Here is a 23,780-nt window from a genome sequence, read left to right on the forward strand (position 1 = left end):
ATTGAGTATTGACAAAATAGGTCGAGATATAGTTCACTCGTCTTGCGCATAGTTAGTTTTCGAATTTTTCTATTTAAGTAAACAGGTTTTTTTGTTTTCAATATTTATTTAATATAAATTAACGCAATATCATCGTTCTGTGTGCTCTTTCGTTAATTTATCTACCTTGCCATATCTGGATGTACATTTTTTTTGTAGATTCCACGACTATGGTTTAATTGTAAAGTTTTTAATATTAAGCAAGAAATTTGTTTAAAAAAACAGATTTCTTGGTAAATAAATATTTTTTTTAAGTTATATAATAGGCGTATTTATTCTATTATATTTTTGGATAAACTTTTTATTATTACAAGTTATTGGAGGTTATCAATGAGAAATTTAAATTATATTTTGATGGGATTAATAGTTTTTTTGATACTTACTATACATCCTCTCTCTTCTGCCAAAAAATTAGAATATGCAGATCTCCTGTTATACAATGGAAAAATATTTACTGCAGAGCGTGAAAAAACTTTTGCACAAGCAGTTGTAATTAAAAATGGAAAAATAATTTTTGTAGGTACGAATAATCAAGCAAAGAAATGGGTAGCCCAAAAAAGTATTGACTTAGAAGGTAAAGTACTTCTTCCAGGTTTGATAGACACTCACGCTCACCCTATTCAGGGTGGATTTTCAGAATTAGTTGGATTTTCATTACATGGTGAGTTATTAACAATTCCTAATTTAAAATCTAAAGTAACAGAAGCTATTGTAAACAAAAGTGCATTTATTGATGATGTCATATATATTAATAGCGTATCCACAAACTATTGGTCTAACATTGAAGATTTACACTCTTTATTTAACGCAGATGAATATATTGGTACACCAATTGTTTTAGCAGGTGATGATGGGCACACGGCATGGGTTAATCAAGCAATGCTAGAGAAATCTGGTATTTCTAAAGAATTTATTTCAGGGTTAGCTGAGAGAGAACAAAAATTTTATGGAAGAGATTCACAAAATAATCCAAACGGTTTTGTGTCAGAAGAAGGATTTGATACGGTTAGAAAAAATGTTTCTTTACCTAGCAATCAGTTAATGATTAAAGCAGGACAAGCTGCAGTAAATTATTTCAATTCTCAAGGAATTACAGCATGGGTAGACGCCATTTCAAATGCTTATCCTACAGAACCAATGTTTACGATGAATCCTTCTTTAGAACATCTAGGAGCTATTCCTATATATGAAAAACTTGCAAAACTCGAGAAACTGACCGTCCACGTTGGAGCCTTAGTTGCAAGTCCAAAAGCTGATTTAAATGATTTAAAAACTATTGAATTAATACGAGAAAAATATAAACATGTCCCAAATTTTTCCATACTGGGAGTGAAGATTTTTGCAGATGGTGTGCCAGAATACCCAACACAAACAGCAGCATTATCTAAACCTTATAGTAATAGTGGAGCAATTGTTCCAACAATAATAAATCCTTCTACTTTTGGCTTATTTGTAACTGAAGCAGATAAGCGGAATTTATTAGTACACATCCATGCCATTGGCGATGAGGCTGTAAAAACTGCGCTAGACGGGGTTGCCTTGGCTCGTAAAACGAATGGCAACAGTGGGATAAATCATACTATCGCACACCTTCAATTTGTAGATCCAAACGATTTTTCTCGCTTTAAGAAGCTTGGAGTCGCTGCTTCAATGCAGCTCATGTGGGCAGTATCAAATCCATCTACGGTAGAACTTTTGAAACCATATATCGATGCAAAAATTTATCGATATATATATCCAACTCATTCTTTATTAAGCTCTCATGCCCTGGTCGTGGGCGGAAGTGATTGGCCTGTCTCAAGCGCAAATCCATGGGTTGCTATAACTCGTGCTATAACAAGAAAAACAACGGGAAGCACAGAACTTATTCCTGAAGAGAAAGTTAAATTAGAAGATATGTTATTTGCATATACAATTGATGCTGCCAAAGCACTACGCATGCAAGAAAAGATTGGTTCGATAGAGATTGGAAAATATGCAGACTTTACCCTGTTAAATCAAGATATATTTAAAATATCATCTGAAGATTTGCTAAATACGAAATCTGTTTGGACAATGTTTAAAGGAAAATTTGTATATATGGCTGATAAAAAAGTTTAAATTAATCATGACATAATTTATGAAAACATCAACTACTCATTGGAACTGGTACCTGCCAAACTAATAGTTAAACAAGAAAAGGAAAAGATTCAGGTTGCTTCTAATTTATTGCGAATCATCCAGTAATATGCAGTAAAAACCATACATAAAGCAATAATAAATTCATTAATAAAAAAGCCTATGAAATCGATAAAAACTCCCATATACGGAATCATGGGGGAAATATTGCGAATGAGTGGAAGGGTAAAAAGAAGACCAGCAATAAAGCCAAATGTGCCTATTTCTGGTTTCATTTGACTTTTTGCTATGCTATAGGTCATAAAGACGACGACTAAAGCGAGTACCCACATCGAAATAATATTTATCATAGAGATTATTCTTGTGGATAATGGGCGCTCTATATAAGTTTCTAAGGTTAAGAAATTTTGGTTTGGTTTAGATAGATCTCGTGTTATTATATTATACCCGCGAACGGAACAGAAGTCGCAATTGTATTTGAATGGTATATTTTCAATAGTGCCATTGGCATTCACTCTATCTAAGAAAAATAATAATTTTATTTTATATTTGTCAAAAGGGTAATAAAAATGTTCGACAATATTATCCAATTGATAATTTGCATTCAGGCCATTGTTAAAAGCAGCATATCGCTTGTTCGCTTTTATATTTAAAATAGATTCACCAAAGTTCAACACATCTACAAAATTATATTCATTTTGTAAAGTGCCGTTTGTGGAAATAAGTTTTGGTGGGAAAAAAATCTGACTCTTTGCCGTGAGGACAGCATTCACATCATCAAATGACAGCATATTGATTTGTAAGATTGGGAGAGTGTCATTGTCCAAATTGAGCGATTTTACTGCGCGGGACTGACCTAATAAAGTAACGGTCAAGAATAACAAAAGACAAAGTTTCATATATAAATTTTTATAAGAATAAAACATACTTGAGCCTTAATAAATTTAAACTTCTTTGTTTTTCCTAACATAAGTATAATGGCATTTTATTAAAAGAAGGTATGTGTCTGAATTTTGATTGGAAGGGCTTTTAGCTATTTGCTGGCTCAAGATGGTCTGTTTATTGAAAACTTGAGTCTAGAGTTTACTATTCTTTTTTTCCAATCTTTTCATATGATAATTTTAATGAATTTTCATTCTGTGCTTGATAGCGTGGCGCAGTGCCCATAAAAAAGCGAACACAAAATATAAAGAGAGCAACGAGGAAGGAATATAAAGCAACATACAGCCAATATGTATTATAATCGCTCCAACGAATAAAATATTTACACAGTTGAAATAAATTAAAATTATAGAGATAATAAAATATAAGCGCTGGGATAAAGTAAAAAATAGCTTAAGATATTAAAATAATTTTCTCAAAATTTCTATCTAACAGATTCAATGCCAACGGCTAGGCAATCGCCCCCGCAATATTGACCGATGTGATGATAATAGAAAAGATCTCACTTTTATTTACAGCTTTCTCAAAACTTTCTATTGAGAAAACTTTGCTCGAAATACTGTTGATTGAAATACCAAGTCCAGCGATCAGAAGGGAAAGGATGATTAAAAAATAATTTTGCGAAAATGCGAAACCTAAAAAACCGAGCGCAGCTAAAAGGCAGCCGATGACTATCCCTTTCTCCGCTGCCAAGCGATCCAAGTAGGGTGCTATTATAACCTTCAAAGCGCGATATGAGCATGTGAAGAGAAAAATAACGAAAGCAATTTGCGATGGGTCTAGATTGAGTTTCGACAAAATAATAAATTTTAAAATCAATTAAAATTGTTAGCTATTAAATAAAAAATTAAATGGTAATCTATTGAAAAAATTTTAAAATTTGAATTTAAACGATTTGCTATTTTTCAAAATAAGTGTTATATGAATATTGTTATAATTTAGTTATGATATGAGGATTAATTTGCTCGAGATATTATCAAATAAATATACAAGAAGTAATGGTATATTTTATATTAACAGAAAAAACAGCACCAATCTCAAACAAAATTTTTAACTCATATTACTCCTATGCAATAAATTCAATAATCCAATCAATCATCGATAATGTAGACGATATTTTTAAATGTCTAGGAAATCAAGAATAATTGCTATATGCTAAGTCAATTGTAATTCCTGCTTTAATCACGGACAGAATTATATTTTTTAAATATAGAAAATTCAAATGTGATCATAAAGCATTCCATGTTCATTGTGGAGAAAATAAATATTCAAATTCTAAATACACTGCTCAAGCGGCTACCTCGATAGCTTATAAATGTTTAAAGGATGATGATCTAAAAGATGTATTTATAGGATTCGATTATGTGCAAAAACGCTCAAAAAATGCATTTATAAACGCAAAGAAATAATAAGAAAAGCTTTCAATGTAATTATGACAGCACCCTATGCTGAGAGTGAAGAAGATGAATGTTCTGTCGATTATTCAATTATTATCAGGATTGAAAATTTTTAATAGAGTTATAATTATGAAAAAAATCTATTTTATTTAGGAAAAAATGAATTTTTTAGATCTTCACTTAACTTAAGCATTTTAAAATGTTCTTTAATAATATTTAATTTTCCATCCAACAGCAATTGCTCGTCGGATGGATCTAAATCTCTTCGAGCTTCTAAAAATAACTTAACAAAGATTGAAAATCTCATCCTCTTTTTTCAACAGATTCTCATAGTCAAGTAAAAGCAAACATTTTGCTATACGCAATATACAACTTAAATTCTTTTTAATATCCGAATGCAAAGCAGACTTCTTTCGGATCATTTCGAACAGCATTTTAAATTCTTCATCGGGCCCATGACTTAAAAAATTTAAGACATCTAAATAATCTTCTATTTTTCATGATTTCGAAAAGTATCTTCTTCCTCTATTTCTTTTACGAGTTCAGAAACTTTTCTTCCCTGCAGGCGCGCCAGACATGAAACGACGCGGTTGGGTGGAGATTCGACATCGGCATTGGCATATTTTCCTGCGTTTGCAGTTGAGACTTCAAGATATGCAAGAATCCAATATAAATGGCAACTAAGTAAAGCAAGAATCATTCAATAATCGGAAACATTTTAAAACACGATTCTCAAATCAGCGGTATCATCAATTAATCAGTCAACCAAAAAATTAGTTTATACAATGATTATATTAAAAATAATGAAATAAGTTAAAATAACTCATATTAACTCATATTGTTTAAAGTGAGTCCTATTTAAAGTGAAAAATTATACAAAACATATGCAATATTTTTATAGACTAGTTCGGTAATAACTATAAAATTAATAAGCATAAATATTTTTTTATTTTTCTTGACAATGAAATATTTTTAAATTATTTCAATTCATGAATTCAATCTTTTATGTAATATTATTTTTTATTTGCTTGTTTCGCTATAGGTTTAAAGAATTCTTAAACCTAAATTTAAATTTTTATTGTAGAGGAATTAATTATGTTAAAGAAAATTATATTATTGGCATTTGTTTCAATTTCTGGTTCAAGCTTTGCAAATAATTTAGCAGAAGGTATATGGCAAACTGAATTTGTTTCTTCTATCCATGGCCGTCCCGTGGTCGAAATTAAAAAAGATTCTGTCGATCTATATATAGACAATCGTTGCCGCTTCAATCAGGTTGGTGACCCTGGTATTTGCACAATGAACTTAATAATTCCGACAACAACTACATTAGATTATCTTTACAGTTCTCATGATGGCGCGAAAAAAGTTTACAATTTAAAAGGAACAAAGTTTTCAATTGTTGAAACTAAGGGAATTCCTACTCGTTTAATCGTGGAAGAAAATGGCTTTATTAAATATTCTTTGCCCGTAAAGAAGTCTTCGAGTGTTTATAGTTATTAATTTTAAAAATTAATCATTAGTAAAAAAGCGAGTCCATTTTTTGATTCGCTTTTATTTATTATATTGCTTCATATTTTTTTCTGAGATCTTTTGCCGCTTCTGTCATATTTTTAAGAGCAATTTCGACTTCAGGCCAATTGCGAGTTTTTAATCCGCAGTCGGGATTAATCCAAAGTCTATCTGCTGGAATATATTTTAGCGCATTTTCCAGGAGATTTTTTATATCGCTTTTCTCTGGAATGCGTGGAGAATGAATATCATAAACTCCAGGTCCAATCTCATTGGGGTAAGAATAATTTTCAAAGGCCTCTAAGAGTTCCATATTTGAACGTGAGCATTCAATTGTTATGACATCGGCATCCAAGTCGGCAATGGATTTTATAATATCATTGAACTCAGAGTAGCACATATGTGTGTGAATTTGAGTGGAATCTTTCACACCAGATGCAGACACACGGAAACAATTCACAGCCCAATTTAAATACTCTTGCCACTCCGATTTTTTTAATGGCAAAGCTTCGCGAAAGGCAGGTTCATCTATTTGGATAATTTTAATTCCCGCATTTTCCAGATCGTTTACTTCATCTCTTAAAGCAAAAGCTATTTGCAATGCTGTTTCTTGTGCAGGCTGATCATCACGCACAAAAGACCATGAGAGAATGGTCACAGGACCCGTGAGCATTCCTTTTACAGGACGTTTAGTTAATGATTGAGAGTATTTTGCCCATTCCGTTGTCATTGGTTTTGGGCGGCAAACATCTCCAAAAATAATAGGTGGTTTCACACAACGGGAGCCATAACTTTGCACCCAACCGTGTGATGTAAATACGAAGCCTTCTAAAAGTTCTCCAAAATATTCGACCATATCATTGCGCTCTGCTTCGCCATGCACGAGGACATCTATATTTAATGCTTCTTGTTTCGTTATCGACTCCAAAATATGATTGCGGATTTCTTGTGTATAGGTCTCAAGATCTATTTTACCGCTCTTAAGTTTCTGACGGATAGAGCGAATATCTTGTGTCTGAGGAAAAGAGCCAATTGTTGTAGTCGGGAAAAGTGGTAATTTTAGTATCTCTCTCTGTTTCAGTGCGCGTTCGCTGTATTTGCTTTCTCTTTCAGAATCATTCAAAGAAATTTGTGAAATTCTTTTTTTGACTTCTTCACTGTGCACTCTTTTTGAAACTCTTCTGTCTTTTAAAGCTTCATTTACTTCTTTCAGTTTTATTTTTCCAATATCAGATAAATTGTTATTTAAATTATCTGCGCAGAGTTTAATTTCACCCACTTTTTGTTTTGCAAATGCAAGCCAATTTTTGATTTCGCCATCAAGTTTAAATTCTTGCTCAAGATCAACAGGGCTATGCAAAAGGGAACAGCTGCTAGCCAGCCATAGGTTTTGCCCAAAAATTTTCTTAGCTTCTTGCAGCTCATTTGTAATTTTTAGAATATCTGCTTTCCAAATATTTCTTCCATTAATTATGCCAAGTGAAAGAATTTTATCTTTTGAGAAAGTTTTTAATATTGTTTTCAACTGTTGTGGTGCTGAACAAAGATCCACATGAAGACCATGGATCGGTAATTTATTTATTAAATCTAAATTTTCTTCTACGGATGAGAAATAGGTCGTCAACAGAATTTTTAAGTTTTTAAATGATAAATTTTTGTATGTTGTAGCAAAGGCGTTTTTCCATTCTTCTGAAATTTCTAAAGATAAAATGGGTTCATCTAATTGAATCCATTCGATATTTTTAAGGGAAAGTTGTTTAAAAATTTCATTGTAAGCTTGAGTCAGTTTTTCTAATAGATCGAGTTTGTTAAAATCCTTATCAATTGATTTGCCAAGCCATAAATATGTGAGTGGGCCGATTAGAACAGGCTTTGTCTTATAGCCAAGAGAGTTTGCGTGCTCAATTTGATCAAAAAGTGAATTTAAAGAAATTTTAAATTCTTGGCCTTGAATAAACTCAGGAACAATATAGTGATAGTTTGTATTAAACCACTTTGTCATTTCGCAGGCTCTGGTACTTTTATAAAGAGGAGCTTGGCCGCGTGCCATACAAAAAACAGTATTTAAATTAATTTCAACATTTTTATCGATGAAGCGTTCTGGAATATTTCCTAACAAAATACTGGTATCAAGGACGTGGTCATAGTTTGCAAAATCTCCTACTGTAACAAAACTTAAACCCGCTTCACTCTGAACCTTCCAATTATTTTCCTTTATTTTTTTTTCAATCTCTTCTAATTGCAGTGCGGTTAATTCACGCTTCCAATAAGATTCTACGGCTTTTTTTAATTCTCGTTGACCGCCAATTCTTGGGTATCCTAAAATATGCGTACAAATTTCACTCATGACTAATCCTTCGTATATATAATTTTATTTAATTAATTTAAAAATCTGTATTGAATTTTATTATTAAGGACTATGTCGGAGCGTGAATAAATAGAGATTAAAAATGTCTTTTAGGAATGAACAATAGGAAAGCAAATATGGCATAAACACAACCTCGCTTTAGCTAAATTTTTTAAGCGCTTGCAAGCTGTTTTTCAAATGAGCGCTGTTACGATTCAGTCTAACAGAAATATTAATCTGTGCAATAGCAAATGTTTCGTTTTTTTATGAAAATTATTTATGCGCCATTTTTCTGCAATGTAAAACTATCTTTGTTTCAATCCTCAGCGCATTGATTAATAGAACTCTGTTCTGACATGTTTTCTATTTTTGTATTATTTTTAAAAATATCTTTTGGCAAACAGTGTATGGGATTTTGAGAAATATTTAGTCTTTCTAAGGAAGTGAGATGGTCAAACATACCTTTTGTTAAGAAGTTTAAATTATTTCCGCTTATATTAAGAAAAACTAAATTTGGTAACTTTGAAAAAATTCCGATTGGCAAAAAGTTTACTTTGTTGCCAGAGAATCCTATATTAACGAGTTCAGTATTTTCATTGAAGGCATTTTCTGGAATTTCTTGAATGAAATTATCATTAATTTCAAAGCTATAAAGGTTTTTAAAATGACTTAAATCTAATGGGAAATATAAAAAATTGTTATTCGATAATTCGATCGATTGAAGTTTTGTTACTTTATTAAATAATCCAGGATCTATATAGCTTAGCTCATTATTATATAGGGAAATCCAATTTAAATTAGGATTGTGATCAAAAGTACCAAGAGGTAAATTTGAAATTTGGTTTTCCATTAGCCAAATCATTTCCAGTTTATTCAAATTGCGAAATGCGTCTTTAGGAATGGATTTTAGATTATTTTTTCTAAGAATAAGCCACTTTAAGTTGCTCAATTTGTCAAATATTCCATGAGGTAAGTAAGATATATTATTATCACTTAAATTGAGTGAGTTTAAGCTTACAAAGCCAGTGATTGGACTTAAATCGGATATTTTTAAGTCATGTAAATATAAACTTTTCTTTTTAGCTGTCTCTAAATTGCAAGTCTGAGAAATTGCGCGGGCTGTTTTGAAAGCTTCATTTGAGGAGTCATAATATGAGCACCAATCTTTATAAGAATAGTTTAATAGAACAGTAAATTCAGAGATTTTTTTATTATCTGTGTCAACAATGTTAAATTGACAGCTTGTCGCAGTGGTTAAGTTCAAATTAATGACTTCAGAAACTATGCTATTACCTTGGAATTTAAAGTTAATTTCTTTACATGCTTCATGAGAATCATTCGGGCTATTTATTTTAAAAATAGTATTAAAATCTTCAATATTTGCAATTTGAGTCGATTCAACTTGGATCTCAAAGTTTTGTAATTCACTCAACTCACCTGTCACACCACCTGTGGTTGAATCTCCGCTTAATGTTAGAGCAGATTTTGCTTTTAATAATCCATCGGCATCGTTTACTAGATAAATATTGCTGTCATATTTTTTTAATGAAATCTTGTTTTCAAGAATGCTTTCACCGGAAGTTAAATCGTTATGGTTTAATTGCTCAGCATAACTCAAATTTGAAAGGCAAAAAAATGGAAGTAAATAAACCATACGTTTACGATTTTCTTTTTTCACGCTAAACTCCTGTAAAATATTAAATTAAGCACATAATCGTGCATAAATTTGTTAAAACACAAAAAATAAATTATCAATATAAAATAATTTTTATAAAACACTTTAAAATTTAAATAAATTAAATAAATTAAGTGTATTATATTTTTTTATTCATTTTTCTTTAGATTTTACATTTTATATTTACCGAGTGAAGTGGAATTAAGTTCTACCGGAAACAAGCGCAGTGCTCCATCTATAACCGCTTGCGCAGCATAAGGATTAGATGGAGCACGGCTTTGCCGCGCGGAAGTTGAGTGCGATAACGGCGATATTGTTCCATTAATCCACGCGAGCTTGTTGTTCAATATATTGTTTAATAACTGAAAGAGGAGCACCTCCGTAAGTTAAAATACAATAAGATCGGCTCCAAAAAATAGGATTATTATAATAAAATTTTGAAAGATGATTAGAAAAATCTTTTCTAATATAACGACTAGAAACCGTTTTCAGATTATTAATAAATGTTGAAAGTGCAATTTTTGGATTCAGTTCAAGCAGCATATGAATGTGATCAGGCTCACCATTAAATTCAATTAAATTGCATTCCCATTTTAAACAAAGCTCCACAAAAATTTCTTTCAAACGTATTATGATAGGATCTGTAATACATTTTCTGCGATATTTTGTGACAAGAACTAAATGATATTTTAAATTATAAACACAATGATGTAGCTTCTTAAAATCTTGCATTTTTACTCCGAACTAAGTACAATAATAATTGTGCTGTGGGTAAGGATGAAATACATGCAAGACGATGTCAATAGAAAAGTGAATTATAAGTTGTATCCAAGTAAGGCACAAAAGCTTTTGCTTGAAAATATGTTCAATAATCACCGAAAATTGTACAATGCGCTTCTTGAACAAAGAATTTATGCATGGAAAGGAAAGTAAAAAAGTCTCTCTTATGCTGATCAATGCAAACAAATTACATTTTTAAGAGAAGAAATTGAAGAATTTAAAAATATAAATGCACAGAGTTTACAAGTAACAGCAAAACGTTTGGATAAAGCATACAAAGCTTTTTTCTCCCGTGTAAAAGCTGGTAAAACAGCTGGTTTTCCTCGATATAAATCCTATGATCGCTTTTCAGGTTGGGTATATAAAACTTATGGTGATGGCTGGAAATGTCATTGTGGATTTTCAATATCTCGTGATGTAAATAGTGCACTTGTTATTCTTAAATTTGCGCTTGGTTCTTTAAAAATAGACGAAAAAATTGATACAAGATGCCGGCTCTGTGTACAGGAACGCTGTCAGGCGTTCTGAATCACGAAACTCCATCCATAATTACACAGTAATTTGGTTGGAGCAGTTCATTATTAATTTAGTTTTATATTTTTTTCATCTAATTTTTGCCTTGTGATCCACTGCCAGTTTTACCACTACCAGATTGCCCACTCGTTGAACTTCCGCTACCGCCGTGACCACCACCAGCTGCAATGACTTGAGTTATATATCCAAATGAGAGTAAAAGTGTGGATACTATTAAAATTTTCTTTTTAATTTTCATAACTTTCCTCTATATTATCATTTCAAAAACAAGTGGATTTTTTTATCGGCATCTTTTTTTGTTTTTTAATGTATAGAAATTTTTTCTATTTATTAATAAGCGCATTTATTTATATTTAATAAAATTAATATGTTACTCATTAATTAGGAAGTGTTGGAAAGAGTTTGTTTTCCTCAAAATAAATTATTTTCCATTTAAGAATATTTAGAATCATTTAATTGGAAAAAAGTTAATTTTAATTTAATTCTGAAAATCTAAGTCAGTTAGTTCACTTTTAAACAACTGACTTGTGCGCCACTGTTGGCTGATTTAAGTTCAGGCTCTATTTCGGAACATTTTTTTTCTGCCACAGGACAGCGAGTGCGGAAACGACATCCACTCGGAGGGTTGATCGGAGAAGGAAGATCCCCTTGAAGAATCTGCACAACTTTTTTTCTTTCGAGTTCTGGATCGGGAATGGGCACTGCTGATAAAAGAGCAATAGTGTATGGGTGCCTTGGATTTTTATATATCTGTTCACGCGTGCCGATTTCAACAGGGCGTCCTAAATACATCACTAAAATACGATCACTGATATGTTTTACTACACTTAAATCATGGGCAATAAATATAAGAGTGAGACCAAGTTCTCGCTGAAGTTTTTTTAGTAAATTAACAATTTGTGCTTGAATAGAGACGTCGAGAGCACTCACTGGTTCATCACAGACGATGATTTTGGGTTCCAATATCAGCGCTCGAGCAATTCCGATACGTTGGCACTGCCCACCAGAGAATTCGTGGGGATATTTATTAATATGTTCAGGAATAAGTCCAACAAGACTCATCATATTTGCAACTTTTACTTTGACCTCGTTATGAGTTAACTGGGGAAAAAAAGTTCTAAGTGGTTCAGCAATAATTTGTCCTGCAGTCATACGTGGATTGAGAGATGCAAGCGGATCTTGAAAGATCATTTGAATGTCTTTACGTGCATTGCGCAATTGAGTTTTATTCAGTCCTAATAAATTTTTACCTAAAAGAGTAATGGAACCTTCTGTAGAAGGTAACAAACGCATAATGGCTCTGGCCAAAGTGGATTTACCACAGCCCGACTCCCCAACTACACCCAGAGTTTCTCCCTTATAAACTTCTAAAGTAACACCATCAACGGCTTTTAAATTTACTTTTTGAAAAAAGGTACCTTTTTTGGAAATAGGGAAATGCACTTTTAAATTTTTAACACTTAAAATGGGTTGATTCATAGTACATTCTCCCTATAGCAAGCTTTTTTACGATCATGGCTTAAAGTAACTAAAGGCGGTGGTTTAATAGAGCATTTCTCGATTGCAAATTCACAACGCTCTTGAAATGGACAGCCTTGTGGTAAATTAAGTAAACTGGGAGGATTGCCAGGTATTGTTGGTAAATCAGTATATGTTTCATCGGTCAGACGCGGAATAGACCGCAGTAAACCCTGGGTATAAGGATGCTGTGGATTGTAAAAAATATTATCAACCGATCCATATTCCATGGTTCGGCCGGCATACATAACCATGACATTGTTACAAATACCTGCAACAACCCCTAAGTCATGGGTGATTAAAATAATCGCTGTGTCGAGATCTTTTTTGAGATCCTGCAATAAGTTAACAATCTGTGCCTGCACTGTTACGTCAAGAGCGGTTGTGGGTTCATCCGCAATGAGAAGGTCAGGTTTACACAAAAGACTCATCGCGATCATCACTCTCTGGCGCATACCTCCAGAGAATTCGTGGGGGTACATATCAATTCTATTTTTTGCTTCAGGTATACGTACCATGTCGAGCATGTTGATAGATTCTTTTTTTGCGTCTGCATAACTTAAATTTTTATGCAGCATAAGCACTTCTGTCATCTGTTTTGAAATACGCAAATAGGGATTAAGAGATGTCATTGGATCTTGGAAAATCATTGATATTTTGTCGCCACGAATTTTATTTAATTCGTTTTGTTTGAGACCTATCAATTCTTTATCATGAAATTTTACACTGCCAAATGTTTTTCCATTTTGTGCAAGTAATCCCATAATACCAAGAACAAGTTGACTTTTACCTGATCCGGATTCTCCCACAATTCCAAGAGCCTCTCCTTTATTTAAGGACAAGCTAATTCCATTTACAGCGTTGACAACTCCATCATTGGTTGAAAACGCGATACTTAAATTATGAACACTGAGCAAAGACATAACATTATTTCCCCAAATACTTAGCGATCTTTTGGATCGAGTGCATCGCGTAATCCATCCCCAATAAAGTTAAAACAAAATAAAGTAACAACTAGAAATGAAGCTGGAAACACCAATCGCCACCATGCAACTGTTACGTTTTGTGCTCCATCATTGATAAGAACCCCCCAGCTTGTTGCTGGCTCTTGGACACCTAAGCCAAGAAATGAGAGAAATGATTCTGTAAGAATAACTTGTGGAATGGTTAAAGTAACATAAACAATAACGATGCCTAAAATATTTGGAACAATATGACGGAAAATGATGATGGGTGAACTCACTCCACCTGCATGGGCTGCCTCTATAAATTCTTTGCTTTTTAAACTCAGTGTTTGTCCACGCACAATACGCGCCATATCAAGCCAGTTCACTGCACCAATTGCAACAAATATTAAAAATATATTACGGCCAAAAAAGGTCATTAAAAGAATTACGAAAAACATAAAAGGTAGGGAATAAATAATGTCTACTATGCGCATCATGATATCATCGGTTTTGCCACCGATATATCCAGATGTGGCGCCATAAGCTATTCCGATAACAATACTCACTATGCTTGAAATAATCCCAATCATAAGCGACATTCTTCCACCGTAAAGGGTACGGGCAAAAACATCGCGGCCAAGATCATCGGTGCCAAAAAAATGCAGAGTTGAAAAGTTTGGGGCAAGTCCGATGGAATCCCAATCGGTGTCTGCCATTTGATAATGAGATAAATAAGGTGCAAAAATAACGGCTAAAGCGATCAAAAATAAAATGATAAGACTGACAACCGATGCTTTATTCTTACTAAGTCGATTGAATGCATCTTTCCAGAGGCTCCGCCCTTTTACTTCTAAACCTGTATTAAGAGCTTGCATCGTGAGAGCTTTTTTATTTAATCCTGCAGTTGTTGGTATGACTGACATAATTCACCTATTTCTTAGTATTTAATTTTTGGATCAATAACGGCGTAAAGTACATCAACAATAAAATTAAATGCAATAATGATTGCAGCAAATAGGATAACGGTACCTAATACCAACGTGTAATCTCGATTTAATGCACCTTTCGTAATATAACTTCCGAGTCCGGGCAAACTGAAAATTTGTTCAATCACCACGGAACCTGTGATAATGCCCGCGGTTGCTGGCCCTAAATAGGAAACAACGGGAAGGATTGCAGGGCGAATCGCATGTCTGAAAATAATAACGCGATTGGGTATCCCTTTGGCTTTTGCAGTGCGAATATAATTGCTTTTTAAAACTTCAATCATACTTCCACGCATAATTCTGCTGATAATTGCGATTTGCGGAAGAGCGAGAGCCGTCACAGGCAATATCATGCTGGTTAATGCACCATCATTCCAGCCACCTGCAGGCAACCAATGCAAGATAACCGCAAACAAAAGAGTCATCATTGGCGCTGTAACAAAAGATGGTATGGAAATACCAGTCATTGACATACCTGTTGCCATGTAGTCTATCCATGTATTTTGTTTAAAAGCAGCAAGTGATCCAATAGCAATTCCAATTAAAACTGCTATCAAAATAGCCCAGCCACCTAGCCACACAGAAACGGGGAAGCCTTGAGCTATCAACTGATTCACGGTCCAATCTGGGTATTTAAAGGATGGGCCAAAGTCACCTTTCATCAACGACCAAATATAATCTAAGTATTGAATAAAAATGGGATCGTTTAAATGATATTTTGCGTCGAGATTTGCTTGTACCGCAGGTGTGAGAACACGTTCTCCTGAAAAAGGTCCACCGGGGGCAAGACGCATAAGGAAAAAGGAAAGAGTGACTACGACAAGAAGAGTCGGCAATGCACCAAAAAATCTTTTTATAGTATATGAAACCATAACTAACCAACCTTTAGATAAATAAGATCAGGGTTTAATAGCTCGATTTTAATATTAAACCGAGCGTATTGGATTAACGTTCCGCAGTCGTTTGTATGTCGATAATATAAAAATCTTTCGATTTTTGTCTATCTTGAGCGTTTTTACCTGAATAACCACCTAAATGTGATTTGACTAAATGGCTCGATACATAAGTAAACAATGGAATGGCAGGGTAATCATTCATCATCATAGCAGATGCCTGACGCAAAATTTCTGCTCTTTTTTTCAAATCCATTTCAACTGCTGCTTGTTTAATAAGGGCGTCGTATTTTTTATTTGAATATTTTGAATTGTTTTGTTTGTGTGTGGATTGAAACATATCTGTAAAGGAACTAGCATCGTCGTAATCAGCAATCCAGCCATCACGTGCCACTTGGAAATTGCCTTGAATACGGTCTTGAATAAAGACTTTCCATTCTTTATTTTCAAGAGTTACTTTTGCGCCCAAGGTTTTTTCCCACATAGAAGCTATTGCTGTGTATACTTTTTTATGTTGCAAGTTTGTGTTGTATAATATGTTAAACTTTACAGGATTTTCTTTTGAATAACCTGCTTCTTTATACAAGCGTTGTGCTTCTGCAACTTGCTTTTCCCTTGGCCAATCTGCCCATTCGGGTTTGTTCTGTTTATAATCGCTGGTGCCCCATGGAACGATGTCATAACTTGGGATCTCGCCCCGACCCGCTATTTTTTCAGTTAATATTTTTCTATCAATTGCCATGGAGAGAGCTTGACGCAGCTTAATATTGTCTTTAAAAGGAGGTTTTTTATTGTTTAAATCGATATAATAGATGCTCAAATAAGGATTTGTTTGCACTTCCTTACCGATGGTTTTCTTTAACAATTGAAATTTGTCAGAAGGGAACTCATAAGTGAAATCAAGTTGCCCAGTTTGGAACATTTGGAGTTCGGTGTTGACATCAGTTATTGGCCAATAATTTACCTTATCAATGACAGTTTTAGCATTGTTCCAGTAGTGAGGGTTGCGTTCAGAAGTTATTTTGTCCCCAACTTTCCAGTAGGTGAGTTTATATGGACCACTTGAAACTAAGTTTTCGGGTAGAGTGAATTGGTCACCGTGTTTAAGAACATTTTCTTTTTTAACGATATATAAGGAATGATAAGCTGTTAGTTTTAAAAAATAAGGTGTTACGTGTGAAAGCGTGATTTGTATCGTTTTTTTATCAAGTGCTTTTATACCGAGTTCTGTGGGTTTCAATTTACCGTTGTTTATAGCGTCAGAATTTTTCACCATGTTAATAAAATCAGCGTAAGTTGAACCTGTCTTAGGATCGGTTAAACGTTGGTAGGAAAACACAACATCATCAGCGGTGATTGGAGAGCCATCGGAAAATTTTGCATTGCTCCTGAGATGGAAAGTGTAGGTTAATCCATTTGCACTCACTTCCCATTTCTCAGCGATACCAGGGGCTAACTCTCCTGCTTCGGTGGTAGAGAGCAGGCCTTCATATAAGTCTTCAGAAATACGGCTGCTTACATTATCTTGCATTTTTTGTGGATCAAGTGTTGGGGCTTCCGTTCCTACACCCACATTTAAAATTTGTTTTGCCGCTAATTTTGTTCCAGCAGGAACTTCAGCTGCAAAAACTGATTGAGAAAAAGTGGCAAGTGGAAGTAGGGCTGCGCTTAGTAGATAGCTATATGCAAAAGATTTATGTTGAGCCATATTGATTTCTCCAATTTACAAGGAACAATATTTGACGCGACCGGAACGCTAAAATTTTTACTTATTGACTTACTAGCCGATTTTTTTTCGGGTGTCAATGAAAATTCGCTGCATTAATATTCTATTTTTAAAGTTCTAGACTATTTAAACAGTATGCATGAGAATAGAGAAGTCTTTAAATAAGTAAAACTTATATTCTTTTATTCAATAAGGAGAAAACTAATGCCCATTCGTTTTTTTTCTTGTGCTGCTTTTATTTTCAGCGTCGTTTGCTGTCTTTTTGCAACCTTCTTCTTAATTGCAAATGAAAGTCCAATTGCCTTTACTTTTATAAGTTTAGTTAATTTTTTATTGTGTCTAGCAATTTCTTTTGAATGTTTTCTCCATATATTTGTCTTAAAATTTTCAGTCACTCGTAGTATAATAATTGAGGCTTTACTCATCGCAATTTGTTCAATAGCGATAAATCAATTGTATGGGTGGGTGACTTTTGCTGCAATGTTAGCAATTATTTTCTTATCATTTGGGCAGCAAATTCTCGATACAAATTATTTAAAAGAGGAAGAAGAGTTAAAAGAATTGAGAAAATTGAATTTCAAATAAATATTCAGGTTGAAAAGTAACGAGCTTGCGGGTGCCAGCATACTAGAGCGCTTGTAGTCATCTCGGGGTCCATTTGAAATGCTTCAGAAACTCGTACTGCAATTCTCTCTGCGTGGAGTAACTTTAATAAAGGAACATTGCATTCCATATCTGGACAGGCAGGGTAACCGAATGAGTAGCGTGAACCTTGATACCCTTGACTGAAGAGCTGACGCAAAATCTTTGCATCTTTGTTAACAATTCCAAGTTCAGAGCGAATACGTTTATGTATCAGTTCAGCATAGGCTTCCGTGAGTTCAGTGCCAATACCATGTAAATAGTAATATTCAGAAAATTTTTCTTGCTGATAAAGAATGCTTGTTTCTTTAGAGAGTTCTTCACCTAAAGTTACAATTTGCATGCCCAAGGTGTCTATTTTTCCTGAGTTTTCATGCTGTAAAAAATCTGAAATACACAGTCTGCGCCCAGAGTTTTGGCGTGGAAATGCAAATTCTGCAATTATTTCTCTTTTATTTGGCGGAATATTTTCGTTTGTATTTAAAGCATAAACTAAAATTTTATTTTCGCGCGAACAGGCGGGATAATATCCATAAATTGCTTTAGGTTGAATTTTTTTAGTTTCAATCAATTCTCTTTTCATTTTTTTATAAAGAGGATAGGCTTTTTCATTTAATATTTGATCGAATTCAGCATCGCTTTTGTTACCTTGCGAGAAACCCCAGCGGCTGCGGATAAGGGCAAATTCATCGAGAAATGCAAAAATATTTTCAAGCGGTTCAGAAATAATTTTTGTTCCCCAAAAAGGAGGGGTGGGAATTGTTTCATTTTTTCGCACCCAAGAACTTTGTAAATGTTCATCGAGTGATATCTTAGTCTCGCCTTTTCTTATTATTTTAATCGTCGTATCAATTTCTTCTTTATTTTCTTTCGGCGTCGCTTTGGCATTTTTGCGAATGGTGCTGATTTCTTCTTTTGTGATATCGCCTTTTTTGTTAGCCAATCCTTCCATGATTTTGAGTCCTTCAAAGGCATCAAAAGCATAGAAGACAGCACCTTTATAAGTCGCTTGACATTCGTTTTCAACGAACTCACGGGTGAGGGCAGCTCCGCCCAAAATGACAGGGATGCTAAAACCTTTATCGTTCATATATTCAAGGTTTTCTTTCATGATCACGGTCGATTTTACCAGTAAACCGCTCATGCCAATGGCGTCGGCATCGGAGCCACGGTATTTTTCGATTATACTTTCTATGGGTTGTTTAATTCCTAAGTTAACAACTTCAAATCCATTATTAGAAAGAATAATTTCAACTAAATTTTTGCCAATATCATGTACATCGCCTTTTACTGTGGCAAGAATTATTTTTCCTTTGCTATAACTCGATTTCTTTTCCATAAAAGGTTCGAGGAATTTCACGGCTGTTTTCATAGCTTCAGCGCTCTCAAGCACAAATGGCAATTGCATTTCTCCTGCACCAAAGCGCTCACCAACAACTTTCATACCATCGAGTAAAATCGTATTAATTATTTGCAATGGCGAATATTTTTGCAGGGCTTCTTGACAATCTTCAGCAATATATTGCTTTTCTCCATCAATAATATCGAGTTTCAGTTTGTCTTCGATAGGCATTGTCGATCGTTTAGAAACAGCTCCACCGCTTTCTTTTTTAACATTAGAAAATTTGGCTAATATTTTTTTCAGAGGATCATAGTTTTCACTGCGATTGTCATAAATAAGATCGGTAAATAATTTTCTATCCTCTTCTTCTATTTTTGCCACAGGAATTATTTTTGAAGCATTTAAAATTGCTAAATCCAGACCATTTTTGACTGCATAGTAAAGCATCATGGAATTGAGCATTTGCCGCGTGAATGGGCTTAAACCAAAACTGACATTGGATAAGCCTAAAATCGTTCTCACTCCAGGAAATTTTTCTTTTATTTTTTTAATTCCATCGATTGTTGCAATAGCTGATTTTCTAAATTCTTCGTCGCCGCTGCCTAAAGTAAAGGTTAATGGATCGAAAATAAGATCACCAGGGTTTAATTTAAATTCACCAACAACAAGATTATATATTCTTTCAGCAATGGATAATTTCTTTTCAACCGTTTTTGCCATGCCTTCTTCATCAATTGTTAAGGCAACAACAGCGGCTCCATATTCTTTACAATAGGTTAATATTTTTCTTGCTTTTTCTTCGCCATCCTCAAAATTAATTGAGTTGACGATACATTTTCCTGGGGCAATTTGTAAAGCTTTTTCTATCACACCGACTTCGGTTGAATCGATCATCAATGGAATATTTACTTGTGTTACAAGTTTTTTAAGAAATTTTTCCATATCATCTGTTTCGTTACGTGAAACGTATGCGACACAGACGTCAAGAATATGGGCACCTTCTTTGAGTTGTCCTTTGGCTATTTGAACAAGTCCATCGTAATCATTTTCTGCAAGTAAATCACGAAATTTCTTCGAACCATTGGCATTGGTGCGTTCACCTACATAAAGTGGTTTTGGTTCTAAATTTAACGAAACAGAGGAATATAAACTGCTCACACATCTTTCAGGATTTATTTTACGAATACCTGCAGGCAGTCGATTGGCTAAAGTAACTAATTCTTTAATGTGTTCTGGGGTTGTTCCACAACAACCACCAACTACATTTAAAGAAAAATCTTTGGCCATTTCTGTTACTTTTTTAGAAAAATCGATCGGGCCCAATGGATAAACAGTTTTTCCACCAATATTTTGTGGCAGACCTGCATTTGGCAGAACACTAAGTGCAAAGGGTGCAGCTTGGGATAAATAGGCAATATGGGAACGCATTTCGTCTGGGCCCGTTGCACAATTCATCCCGATTAAATCAATATCTAAACACTCTATTGCCGTTAAAGCTGATTGTATGTCGCTTCCAACTAGCATTGTGCCAGAGGACTCAATTGTAACTTGTGTCCAAATTGGTACTTTAATTTTCAGCTCACGCATTGCATTTTTCGCTGCACGCACAGCTATTTTTACTTGGTTTATATCTTGTGAGGTTTCAATTAAGATAACATCAACCCCACCGATTAATAACCCTTTCATTTGTTCATAATAACTTTTATAAAGTGTAGCGTAGTCAATTTGTAAAAGTGAAATCAATTTCGTGCCAGGTCCAACACTGCCAATAACATATTTAGGAGTTTTGTAATTGTCTGCAACTTCGCGTGCGAGTTTTGCAGCAATGATATTTAATTCACAGGTTCTATGCGCAATGCCAAATTCTGCAAGAACAACTTCATTGCAACCAAAAGTATTGGTTTCGACGGCATCGGAGCCTGCATTAAAATAATTACAATGAATGGTTTGTATCCATTCTTTTCTTCTTTCATTGAGTAATTCTACGCAACCATCAAAATCAATTCCCCCATAGTCATCTATTGTAGGATCGTTCGCAAATATTTGAGTACCCATTGCCCCATCAAGCACGAGAATTTTTTCTTGCATCAACTCTTTGATTGTCTTTTTCATTTTTACAGACCTATATAACTTATTTTACAGTTTCCTTTAATGCAGACTTGGCAACCAAGTCTTTCATTTTTTTCAGCATCAATTGATACTAAGAAATCTTTTTCTTCTCGTTGCATTTCTGAGAGATTATTTAGGCCATCATCAATTCTTATGCGACAAGTTCCACATGTCCCATTTCTACATCCAAAGGTAACATCAGCTTGACACGCATCGACGACTTCTTGAAATGGTGTTCCAATAGGAACCTCGACGTCCATATCTTCTAAAACAAAGTGGACAATTGGTTTTGACATGTCTCGTTCCTAATAATGTAACAAAAAATATGTTTAAATTTTTATAGAAGTTTTAATGCAAAATCAACCATACCGAGTGGAGCACTGATTTGTAATCCTTGAACGGATGATTTGATCTCTTCAATAAGTTCACGGGCAATAAGTATTCCTTCTTGTGTCTGTTCTTCTGCTGTTTTACATTTGCGCATGCGCTCTAAAACATTATTTGGAATAAAAACTCCAGGAACTTCATTGGCCATAAATTCAGCATTGCGAATGCTTTTTAAGGGCCAAATCCCAGCGATAATTGGAATTCTAAATTGCGAAGAAAACTCTAAGAAACGAAAGAGCGATTCAGAGTCAAACACGGGTTGGGTTATTGCCCATTCCGCTCCTGCTTCCACTTTATAACGGAAACGGGATTTTTCTTTTTCGAGATCAATTGCCACAGGATTTGCGCCCACACCAACACTCATACTTGTGTGTCGACCTATACTCGAGCCACCTAAGTCATAGCCCGTATTTAATCTTGTTACCATATTGACGAGACCGATGGCATCGATATCAAAAACTGCAGTTGCATTAGGATAAGGCCCCATTTTGGGAGGATCCCCAGTGATGCAGAGAATATTTTTTATTCCAAGACCCGAAGCACCGAGTAGATCACTCTGAATGCCTAATAAATTTCGATCGCGACAAGCATAATGCAGTATACTTTCTATACCGACTTCTCGTTCAATAATACATGCTGTTGCTAAAGAACTCATGCGTGCCGATGCGCGTGGTCCGTCGGGAATATTGATGGCATCAATTCCATGTTTTTTGCATATTTCGGAACGTTCAATTATTTTTTCGGTTTCAAGTCCTTTAGGAGGTAAAAGTTCCATACAGACGACAAATTCACCGTCAGCTATTTTTTTAGCCCAGTTACTTTGTTGCACGCGAGGCACAGTCGTTGGATGCACGAGCGTGTGTTCTATAATTTCGTGCGGCTTTATTTCTACTTGATCAAATGCTTTTGCTTGGCGCAATGCTCCAGCCATAATTTTTATATGTGCAGGCGAAGTTCCGCTACTGCCACCTAATAAACGTGCACCTTTAAGAAATGCTTGTCTGGCAAACTCGCCCATATATTCTGGACTCGCCATATAAATAAGCCGGCCATCAACCATACGTGGCTGACCGGCATTCGGGCAAAGTATAATTGGTTTTTTCGTGGATGATTTAAATTTCTTAAGCAGCTCGAGCATGGGGGTAGGTCCATTTCCTCCATCTGCGCCAACGACATCTGCTCCCCATTCATCGAGTTTACGGATATACCACTCAGGTTCAGTTCCGTATAAACTGTGTCCTTCTTCATTTACGCTCATCATTGCAATGATAGGAAGATCACCCAATTCTCTAACTGCACGAATGGCTTGTTGTATTTCATAGAGGTCAGCAAAGCTTTCCATTATAAAAAGATCAACGCCCCCTTTGATAAGTGCTTCCGCTTGGGCTTTAAAAACATCACGCGCTTCATCGAGTGAAGTTGGTCCCCAAGGTTCTATGCGCACACCCAAAGGTCCCAAAGTACCAGCGACCCAGGTTTGATTGAGCGCGGCTTTGCGCGCTAATTCTGCTCCAGCGAAATTGATTTCACGGAATTTATTTTCTAAACCAAATGCTTTTAATTTAAATGAATTTGCGCCCCAGGTATTTGTCCCGATTATTTGCGCCCCTGCTGCAATAAAATCGCTATGTATTTTGCTCACAAGATCAGGTTGAGACAAATTCACTTCATCAAAAGATCGATTGATAAATATACCTTTTTCATAAAGAAGAGAACCGGTGGATCCACCGAGAAGAACACAGTCTCCATCAGAAAGGGATTTGCGAAAAGAACGACAACACCTTTGAGGTGTTTTATTGCGATGATCAGTCATATTAAGACCCACTCCATAAATTTTTGTCTCACAGTGGACAACCACACAACACAGCCTCAATGGGCGAGAGAAC

General features: G+C 34.7%; 22 protein-coding genes. 6 read left to right on the forward strand and 16 right to left on the reverse strand.

What is annotated here, in order from left to right:
- Positions 1 to 369: 369 nt before the first annotated feature.
- The gene (locus tag EZS29_RS05280) at positions 370 to 2,139 is read left to right on the forward strand and encodes an amidohydrolase (RefSeq protein WP_130607302.1); all 1,770 of its coding nucleotides are present in this window, start codon (positions 370 to 372) and stop codon (positions 2,137 to 2,139) included.
- An 89-nt stretch (positions 2,140 to 2,228) separates the two neighbouring features.
- Here EZS29_RS05280 and EZS29_RS05285 read toward each other — a convergent pair whose 3' ends face one another.
- Together EZS29_RS05285 and EZS29_RS05290 are read right to left on the reverse strand one after the other, a co-directional pair.
- The gene (locus EZS29_RS05285; protein ID WP_130607304.1) at positions 2,229 to 3,083 is read right to left on the reverse strand and encodes a DUF4436 family protein; all 855 of its coding nucleotides are present in this window, start codon (positions 3,081 to 3,083) and stop codon (positions 2,229 to 2,231) included.
- 466 nt (positions 3,084 to 3,549) lie between these two features.
- Positions 3,550 to 3,897, reverse strand: a complete 348-nt coding sequence (locus tag EZS29_RS05290) for an MFS transporter (protein ID WP_172603786.1) — start codon at positions 3,895 to 3,897, stop codon at positions 3,550 to 3,552.
- A 347-nt stretch (positions 3,898 to 4,244) separates the two neighbouring features.
- Here EZS29_RS05290 and EZS29_RS05295 point away from each other — a divergent pair, with 347 nt between their 5' ends.
- The gene (locus EZS29_RS05295) at positions 4,245 to 4,508 is read left to right on the forward strand and encodes a hypothetical protein (protein WP_130607308.1); all 264 of its coding nucleotides are present in this window, start codon (positions 4,245 to 4,247) and stop codon (positions 4,506 to 4,508) included.
- Positions 4,509 to 4,641: 133 nt separating this feature from the next.
- On the opposite strand, the gene EZS29_RS15865 is transcribed toward EZS29_RS05295, so the two are convergent.
- Both EZS29_RS15865 and EZS29_RS05300 read right to left on the reverse strand, forming a co-directional pair.
- Complete coding sequence (locus EZS29_RS15865; RefSeq protein ID WP_172603787.1) at positions 4,642 to 4,803, reverse strand: hypothetical protein; 162 nt, start codon at positions 4,801 to 4,803, stop codon at positions 4,642 to 4,644.
- Between the two features lie 183 nt (positions 4,804 to 4,986).
- Positions 4,987 to 5,196: a hypothetical protein gene (locus EZS29_RS05300; protein ID WP_130607310.1), complete on the reverse strand. Its 210-nt coding sequence runs from the start codon at positions 5,194 to 5,196 to the stop codon at positions 4,987 to 4,989.
- 395 nt (positions 5,197 to 5,591) lie between these two features.
- On the opposite strand from EZS29_RS05300, the gene EZS29_RS05305 reads away from it, so the two are divergent.
- Positions 5,592 to 5,999, forward strand: a complete 408-nt coding sequence (locus EZS29_RS05305; RefSeq protein WP_130607312.1) for a hypothetical protein — start codon at positions 5,592 to 5,594, stop codon at positions 5,997 to 5,999.
- 58 nt (positions 6,000 to 6,057) lie between these two features.
- Here the strand turns inward: EZS29_RS05305 and metE are convergent, their stop codons facing one another.
- The 3 genes from metE to tnpA all read right to left on the reverse strand — a co-directional run bounded on the left by metE (position 6,058) and on the right by tnpA (position 10,762).
- Positions 6,058 to 8,355: a 5-methyltetrahydropteroyltriglutamate--homocysteine S-methyltransferase gene (metE, locus tag EZS29_RS05310; protein WP_130607314.1), complete on the reverse strand. Its 2,298-nt coding sequence runs from the start codon at positions 8,353 to 8,355 to the stop codon at positions 6,058 to 6,060.
- A gap of 316 nt (positions 8,356 to 8,671) precedes the next feature.
- Positions 8,672 to 10,033: a leucine-rich repeat domain-containing protein gene (locus tag EZS29_RS05315; RefSeq protein WP_130607316.1), complete on the reverse strand. Its 1,362-nt coding sequence runs from the start codon at positions 10,031 to 10,033 to the stop codon at positions 8,672 to 8,674.
- A 318-nt stretch (positions 10,034 to 10,351) separates the two neighbouring features.
- Positions 10,352 to 10,762, reverse strand: coding sequence for an IS200/IS605 family transposase (gene tnpA / locus EZS29_RS05320; RefSeq protein WP_130607317.1), 411 nt, complete (start codon positions 10,760 to 10,762; stop codon positions 10,352 to 10,354).
- Between the two features lie 54 nt (positions 10,763 to 10,816).
- On the opposite strand from tnpA, the gene EZS29_RS05325 reads away from it, so the two are divergent.
- Positions 10,817 to 10,963 carry a helix-turn-helix domain-containing protein gene (locus EZS29_RS05325; RefSeq protein WP_172603788.1) on the forward strand — a complete coding sequence of 49 codons (147 nt, stop codon included), beginning with the start codon at positions 10,817 to 10,819 and terminating at the stop codon, positions 10,961 to 10,963.
- A 108-nt stretch (positions 10,964 to 11,071) separates the two neighbouring features.
- Positions 11,072 to 11,338: a hypothetical protein gene (locus EZS29_RS05330; RefSeq protein WP_130607319.1), complete on the forward strand. Its 267-nt coding sequence runs from the start codon at positions 11,072 to 11,074 to the stop codon at positions 11,336 to 11,338.
- 79 nt (positions 11,339 to 11,417) lie between these two features.
- Here EZS29_RS05330 and EZS29_RS15870 read toward each other — a convergent pair whose 3' ends face one another.
- The 6 genes from EZS29_RS15870 to EZS29_RS05355 all read right to left on the reverse strand — a co-directional run bounded on the left by EZS29_RS15870 (position 11,418) and on the right by EZS29_RS05355 (position 17,396).
- A complete protein-coding gene (locus EZS29_RS15870; RefSeq protein ID WP_172603789.1) occupies positions 11,418 to 11,582 on the reverse strand; it encodes a hypothetical protein in 165 nt (54 codons plus the stop codon).
- 263 nt (positions 11,583 to 11,845) lie between these two features.
- Positions 11,846 to 12,823 (reverse strand): murein tripeptide/oligopeptide ABC transporter ATP binding protein OppF, encoded by a 978-nt coding sequence (gene oppF / locus EZS29_RS05335; protein ID WP_130607320.1) that lies wholly within the window; start codon positions 12,821 to 12,823, stop codon positions 11,846 to 11,848.
- Positions 12,820 to 13,785 carry an oligopeptide/dipeptide ABC transporter ATP-binding protein gene (locus EZS29_RS05340; RefSeq protein WP_130607321.1) on the reverse strand — a complete coding sequence of 322 codons (966 nt, stop codon included), beginning with the start codon at positions 13,783 to 13,785 and terminating at the stop codon, positions 12,820 to 12,822. Before EZS29_RS05340 ends, oppF begins: the two co-directional genes overlap by 4 nt.
- Positions 13,786 to 13,805: 20 nt before the next feature.
- Positions 13,806 to 14,684, reverse strand: coding sequence for an oligopeptide ABC transporter permease OppC (gene oppC / locus EZS29_RS05345; RefSeq protein ID WP_130612783.1), 879 nt, complete (start codon positions 14,682 to 14,684; stop codon positions 13,806 to 13,808).
- Positions 14,685 to 14,746: 62 nt separating this feature from the next.
- Positions 14,747 to 15,667 carry an oligopeptide ABC transporter permease OppB gene (gene oppB / locus EZS29_RS05350; protein WP_130607322.1) on the reverse strand — a complete coding sequence of 307 codons (921 nt, stop codon included), beginning with the start codon at positions 15,665 to 15,667 and terminating at the stop codon, positions 14,747 to 14,749.
- A gap of 73 nt (positions 15,668 to 15,740) precedes the next feature.
- Positions 15,741 to 17,396, reverse strand: coding sequence for a peptide ABC transporter substrate-binding protein (locus tag EZS29_RS05355; RefSeq protein WP_130607323.1), 1,656 nt, complete (start codon positions 17,394 to 17,396; stop codon positions 15,741 to 15,743).
- A gap of 222 nt (positions 17,397 to 17,618) precedes the next feature.
- Between EZS29_RS05355 and EZS29_RS05360 the strand changes: the two genes are divergently transcribed.
- Entirely contained in the window at positions 17,619 to 17,999 is a 381-nt protein-coding gene (locus EZS29_RS05360) for a hypothetical protein (RefSeq protein ID WP_130607325.1), read from the forward strand.
- Positions 18,000 to 18,003: 4 nt separating this feature from the next.
- Here the strand turns inward: EZS29_RS05360 and metH are convergent, their stop codons facing one another.
- Genes metH through EZS29_RS05375 form a run of 3 tightly spaced genes read right to left on the reverse strand, consistent with a single transcriptional unit; the run spans position 18,004 to position 23,707 of the window.
- A complete protein-coding gene (gene metH, locus EZS29_RS05365; RefSeq protein WP_130607327.1) occupies positions 18,004 to 21,510 on the reverse strand; it encodes a methionine synthase in 3,507 nt (1,168 codons plus the stop codon).
- A gap of 2 nt (positions 21,511 to 21,512) precedes the next feature.
- Entirely contained in the window at positions 21,513 to 21,803 is a 291-nt protein-coding gene (locus EZS29_RS05370; RefSeq protein WP_130607329.1) for a 2Fe-2S iron-sulfur cluster-binding protein, read from the reverse strand.
- A 41-nt stretch (positions 21,804 to 21,844) separates the two neighbouring features.
- Positions 21,845 to 23,707, reverse strand: coding sequence for a bifunctional homocysteine S-methyltransferase/methylenetetrahydrofolate reductase (locus tag EZS29_RS05375; protein WP_130607331.1), 1,863 nt, complete (start codon positions 23,705 to 23,707; stop codon positions 21,845 to 21,847).
- Positions 23,708 to 23,780 lie beyond the last annotated feature (73 nt).

The sequence above is a fragment of the Fluviispira sanaruensis genome (assembly GCF_004295685.1).
GTDB classification, from domain to species: domain Bacteria; phylum Bdellovibrionota_B; class Oligoflexia; order Silvanigrellales; family Silvanigrellaceae; genus Silvanigrella; species Silvanigrella sanaruensis.

Bases quoted from the DNA above. Each gene is read 5' to 3' on its own strand.
- EZS29_RS05300 (WP_130607310.1), bottom strand. From the start codon at position 5,196: ATGATTCTTGCTTTACTTAGTTGCCATTTATATTGGATTCTTGCATAT.
- oppC (WP_130612783.1), bottom strand. From the start codon at position 14,684: ATGCAAGCTCTTAATACAGGTTTAGAAGTAAAAGGGCGGAGCCTCTGG.
- EZS29_RS05375 (WP_130607331.1), bottom strand. From the start codon at position 23,707: ATGACTGATCATCGCAATAAAACACCTCAAAGGTGTTGTCGTTCTTTT.
- EZS29_RS05360 (WP_130607325.1), top strand. From the start codon at position 17,619: ATGCCCATTCGTTTTTTTTCTTGTGCTGCTTTTATTTTCAGCGTCGTT.
- EZS29_RS05305 (WP_130607312.1), top strand. From the start codon at position 5,592: ATGTTAAAGAAAATTATATTATTGGCATTTGTTTCAATTTCTGGTTCA.
- metE (WP_130607314.1), bottom strand. From the start codon at position 8,355: ATGAGTGAAATTTGTACGCATATTTTAGGATACCCAAGAATTGGCGGT.
- metH (WP_130607327.1), bottom strand. From the start codon at position 21,510: ATGAAAAAGACAATCAAAGAGTTGATGCAAGAAAAAATTCTCGTGCTT.
- EZS29_RS15865 (WP_172603787.1), bottom strand. From the start codon at position 4,803: ATGAGATTTTCAATCTTTGTTAAGTTATTTTTAGAAGCTCGAAGAGAT.
- tnpA (WP_130607317.1), bottom strand. From the start codon at position 10,762: ATGCAAGATTTTAAGAAGCTACATCATTGTGTTTATAATTTAAAATAT.
- EZS29_RS05325 (WP_172603788.1), top strand. From the start codon at position 10,817: ATGCAAGACGATGTCAATAGAAAAGTGAATTATAAGTTGTATCCAAGT.
- oppB (WP_130607322.1), bottom strand. From the start codon at position 15,667: ATGGTTTCATATACTATAAAAAGATTTTTTGGTGCATTGCCGACTCTT.
- EZS29_RS05285 (WP_130607304.1), bottom strand. From the start codon at position 3,083: ATGTTTTATTCTTATAAAAATTTATATATGAAACTTTGTCTTTTGTTA.
- EZS29_RS05280 (WP_130607302.1), top strand. From the start codon at position 370: ATGAGAAATTTAAATTATATTTTGATGGGATTAATAGTTTTTTTGATA.
- EZS29_RS05340 (WP_130607321.1), bottom strand. From the start codon at position 13,785: ATGTCTTTGCTCAGTGTTCATAATTTAAGTATCGCGTTTTCAACCAAT.
- EZS29_RS15870 (WP_172603789.1), bottom strand. From the start codon at position 11,582: ATGAAAATTAAAAAGAAAATTTTAATAGTATCCACACTTTTACTCTCA.
- EZS29_RS05355 (WP_130607323.1), bottom strand. From the start codon at position 17,396: ATGGCTCAACATAAATCTTTTGCATATAGCTATCTACTAAGCGCAGCC.
- oppF (WP_130607320.1), bottom strand. From the start codon at position 12,823: ATGAATCAACCCATTTTAAGTGTTAAAAATTTAAAAGTGCATTTCCCT.
- EZS29_RS05370 (WP_130607329.1), bottom strand. From the start codon at position 21,803: ATGTCAAAACCAATTGTCCACTTTGTTTTAGAAGATATGGACGTCGAG.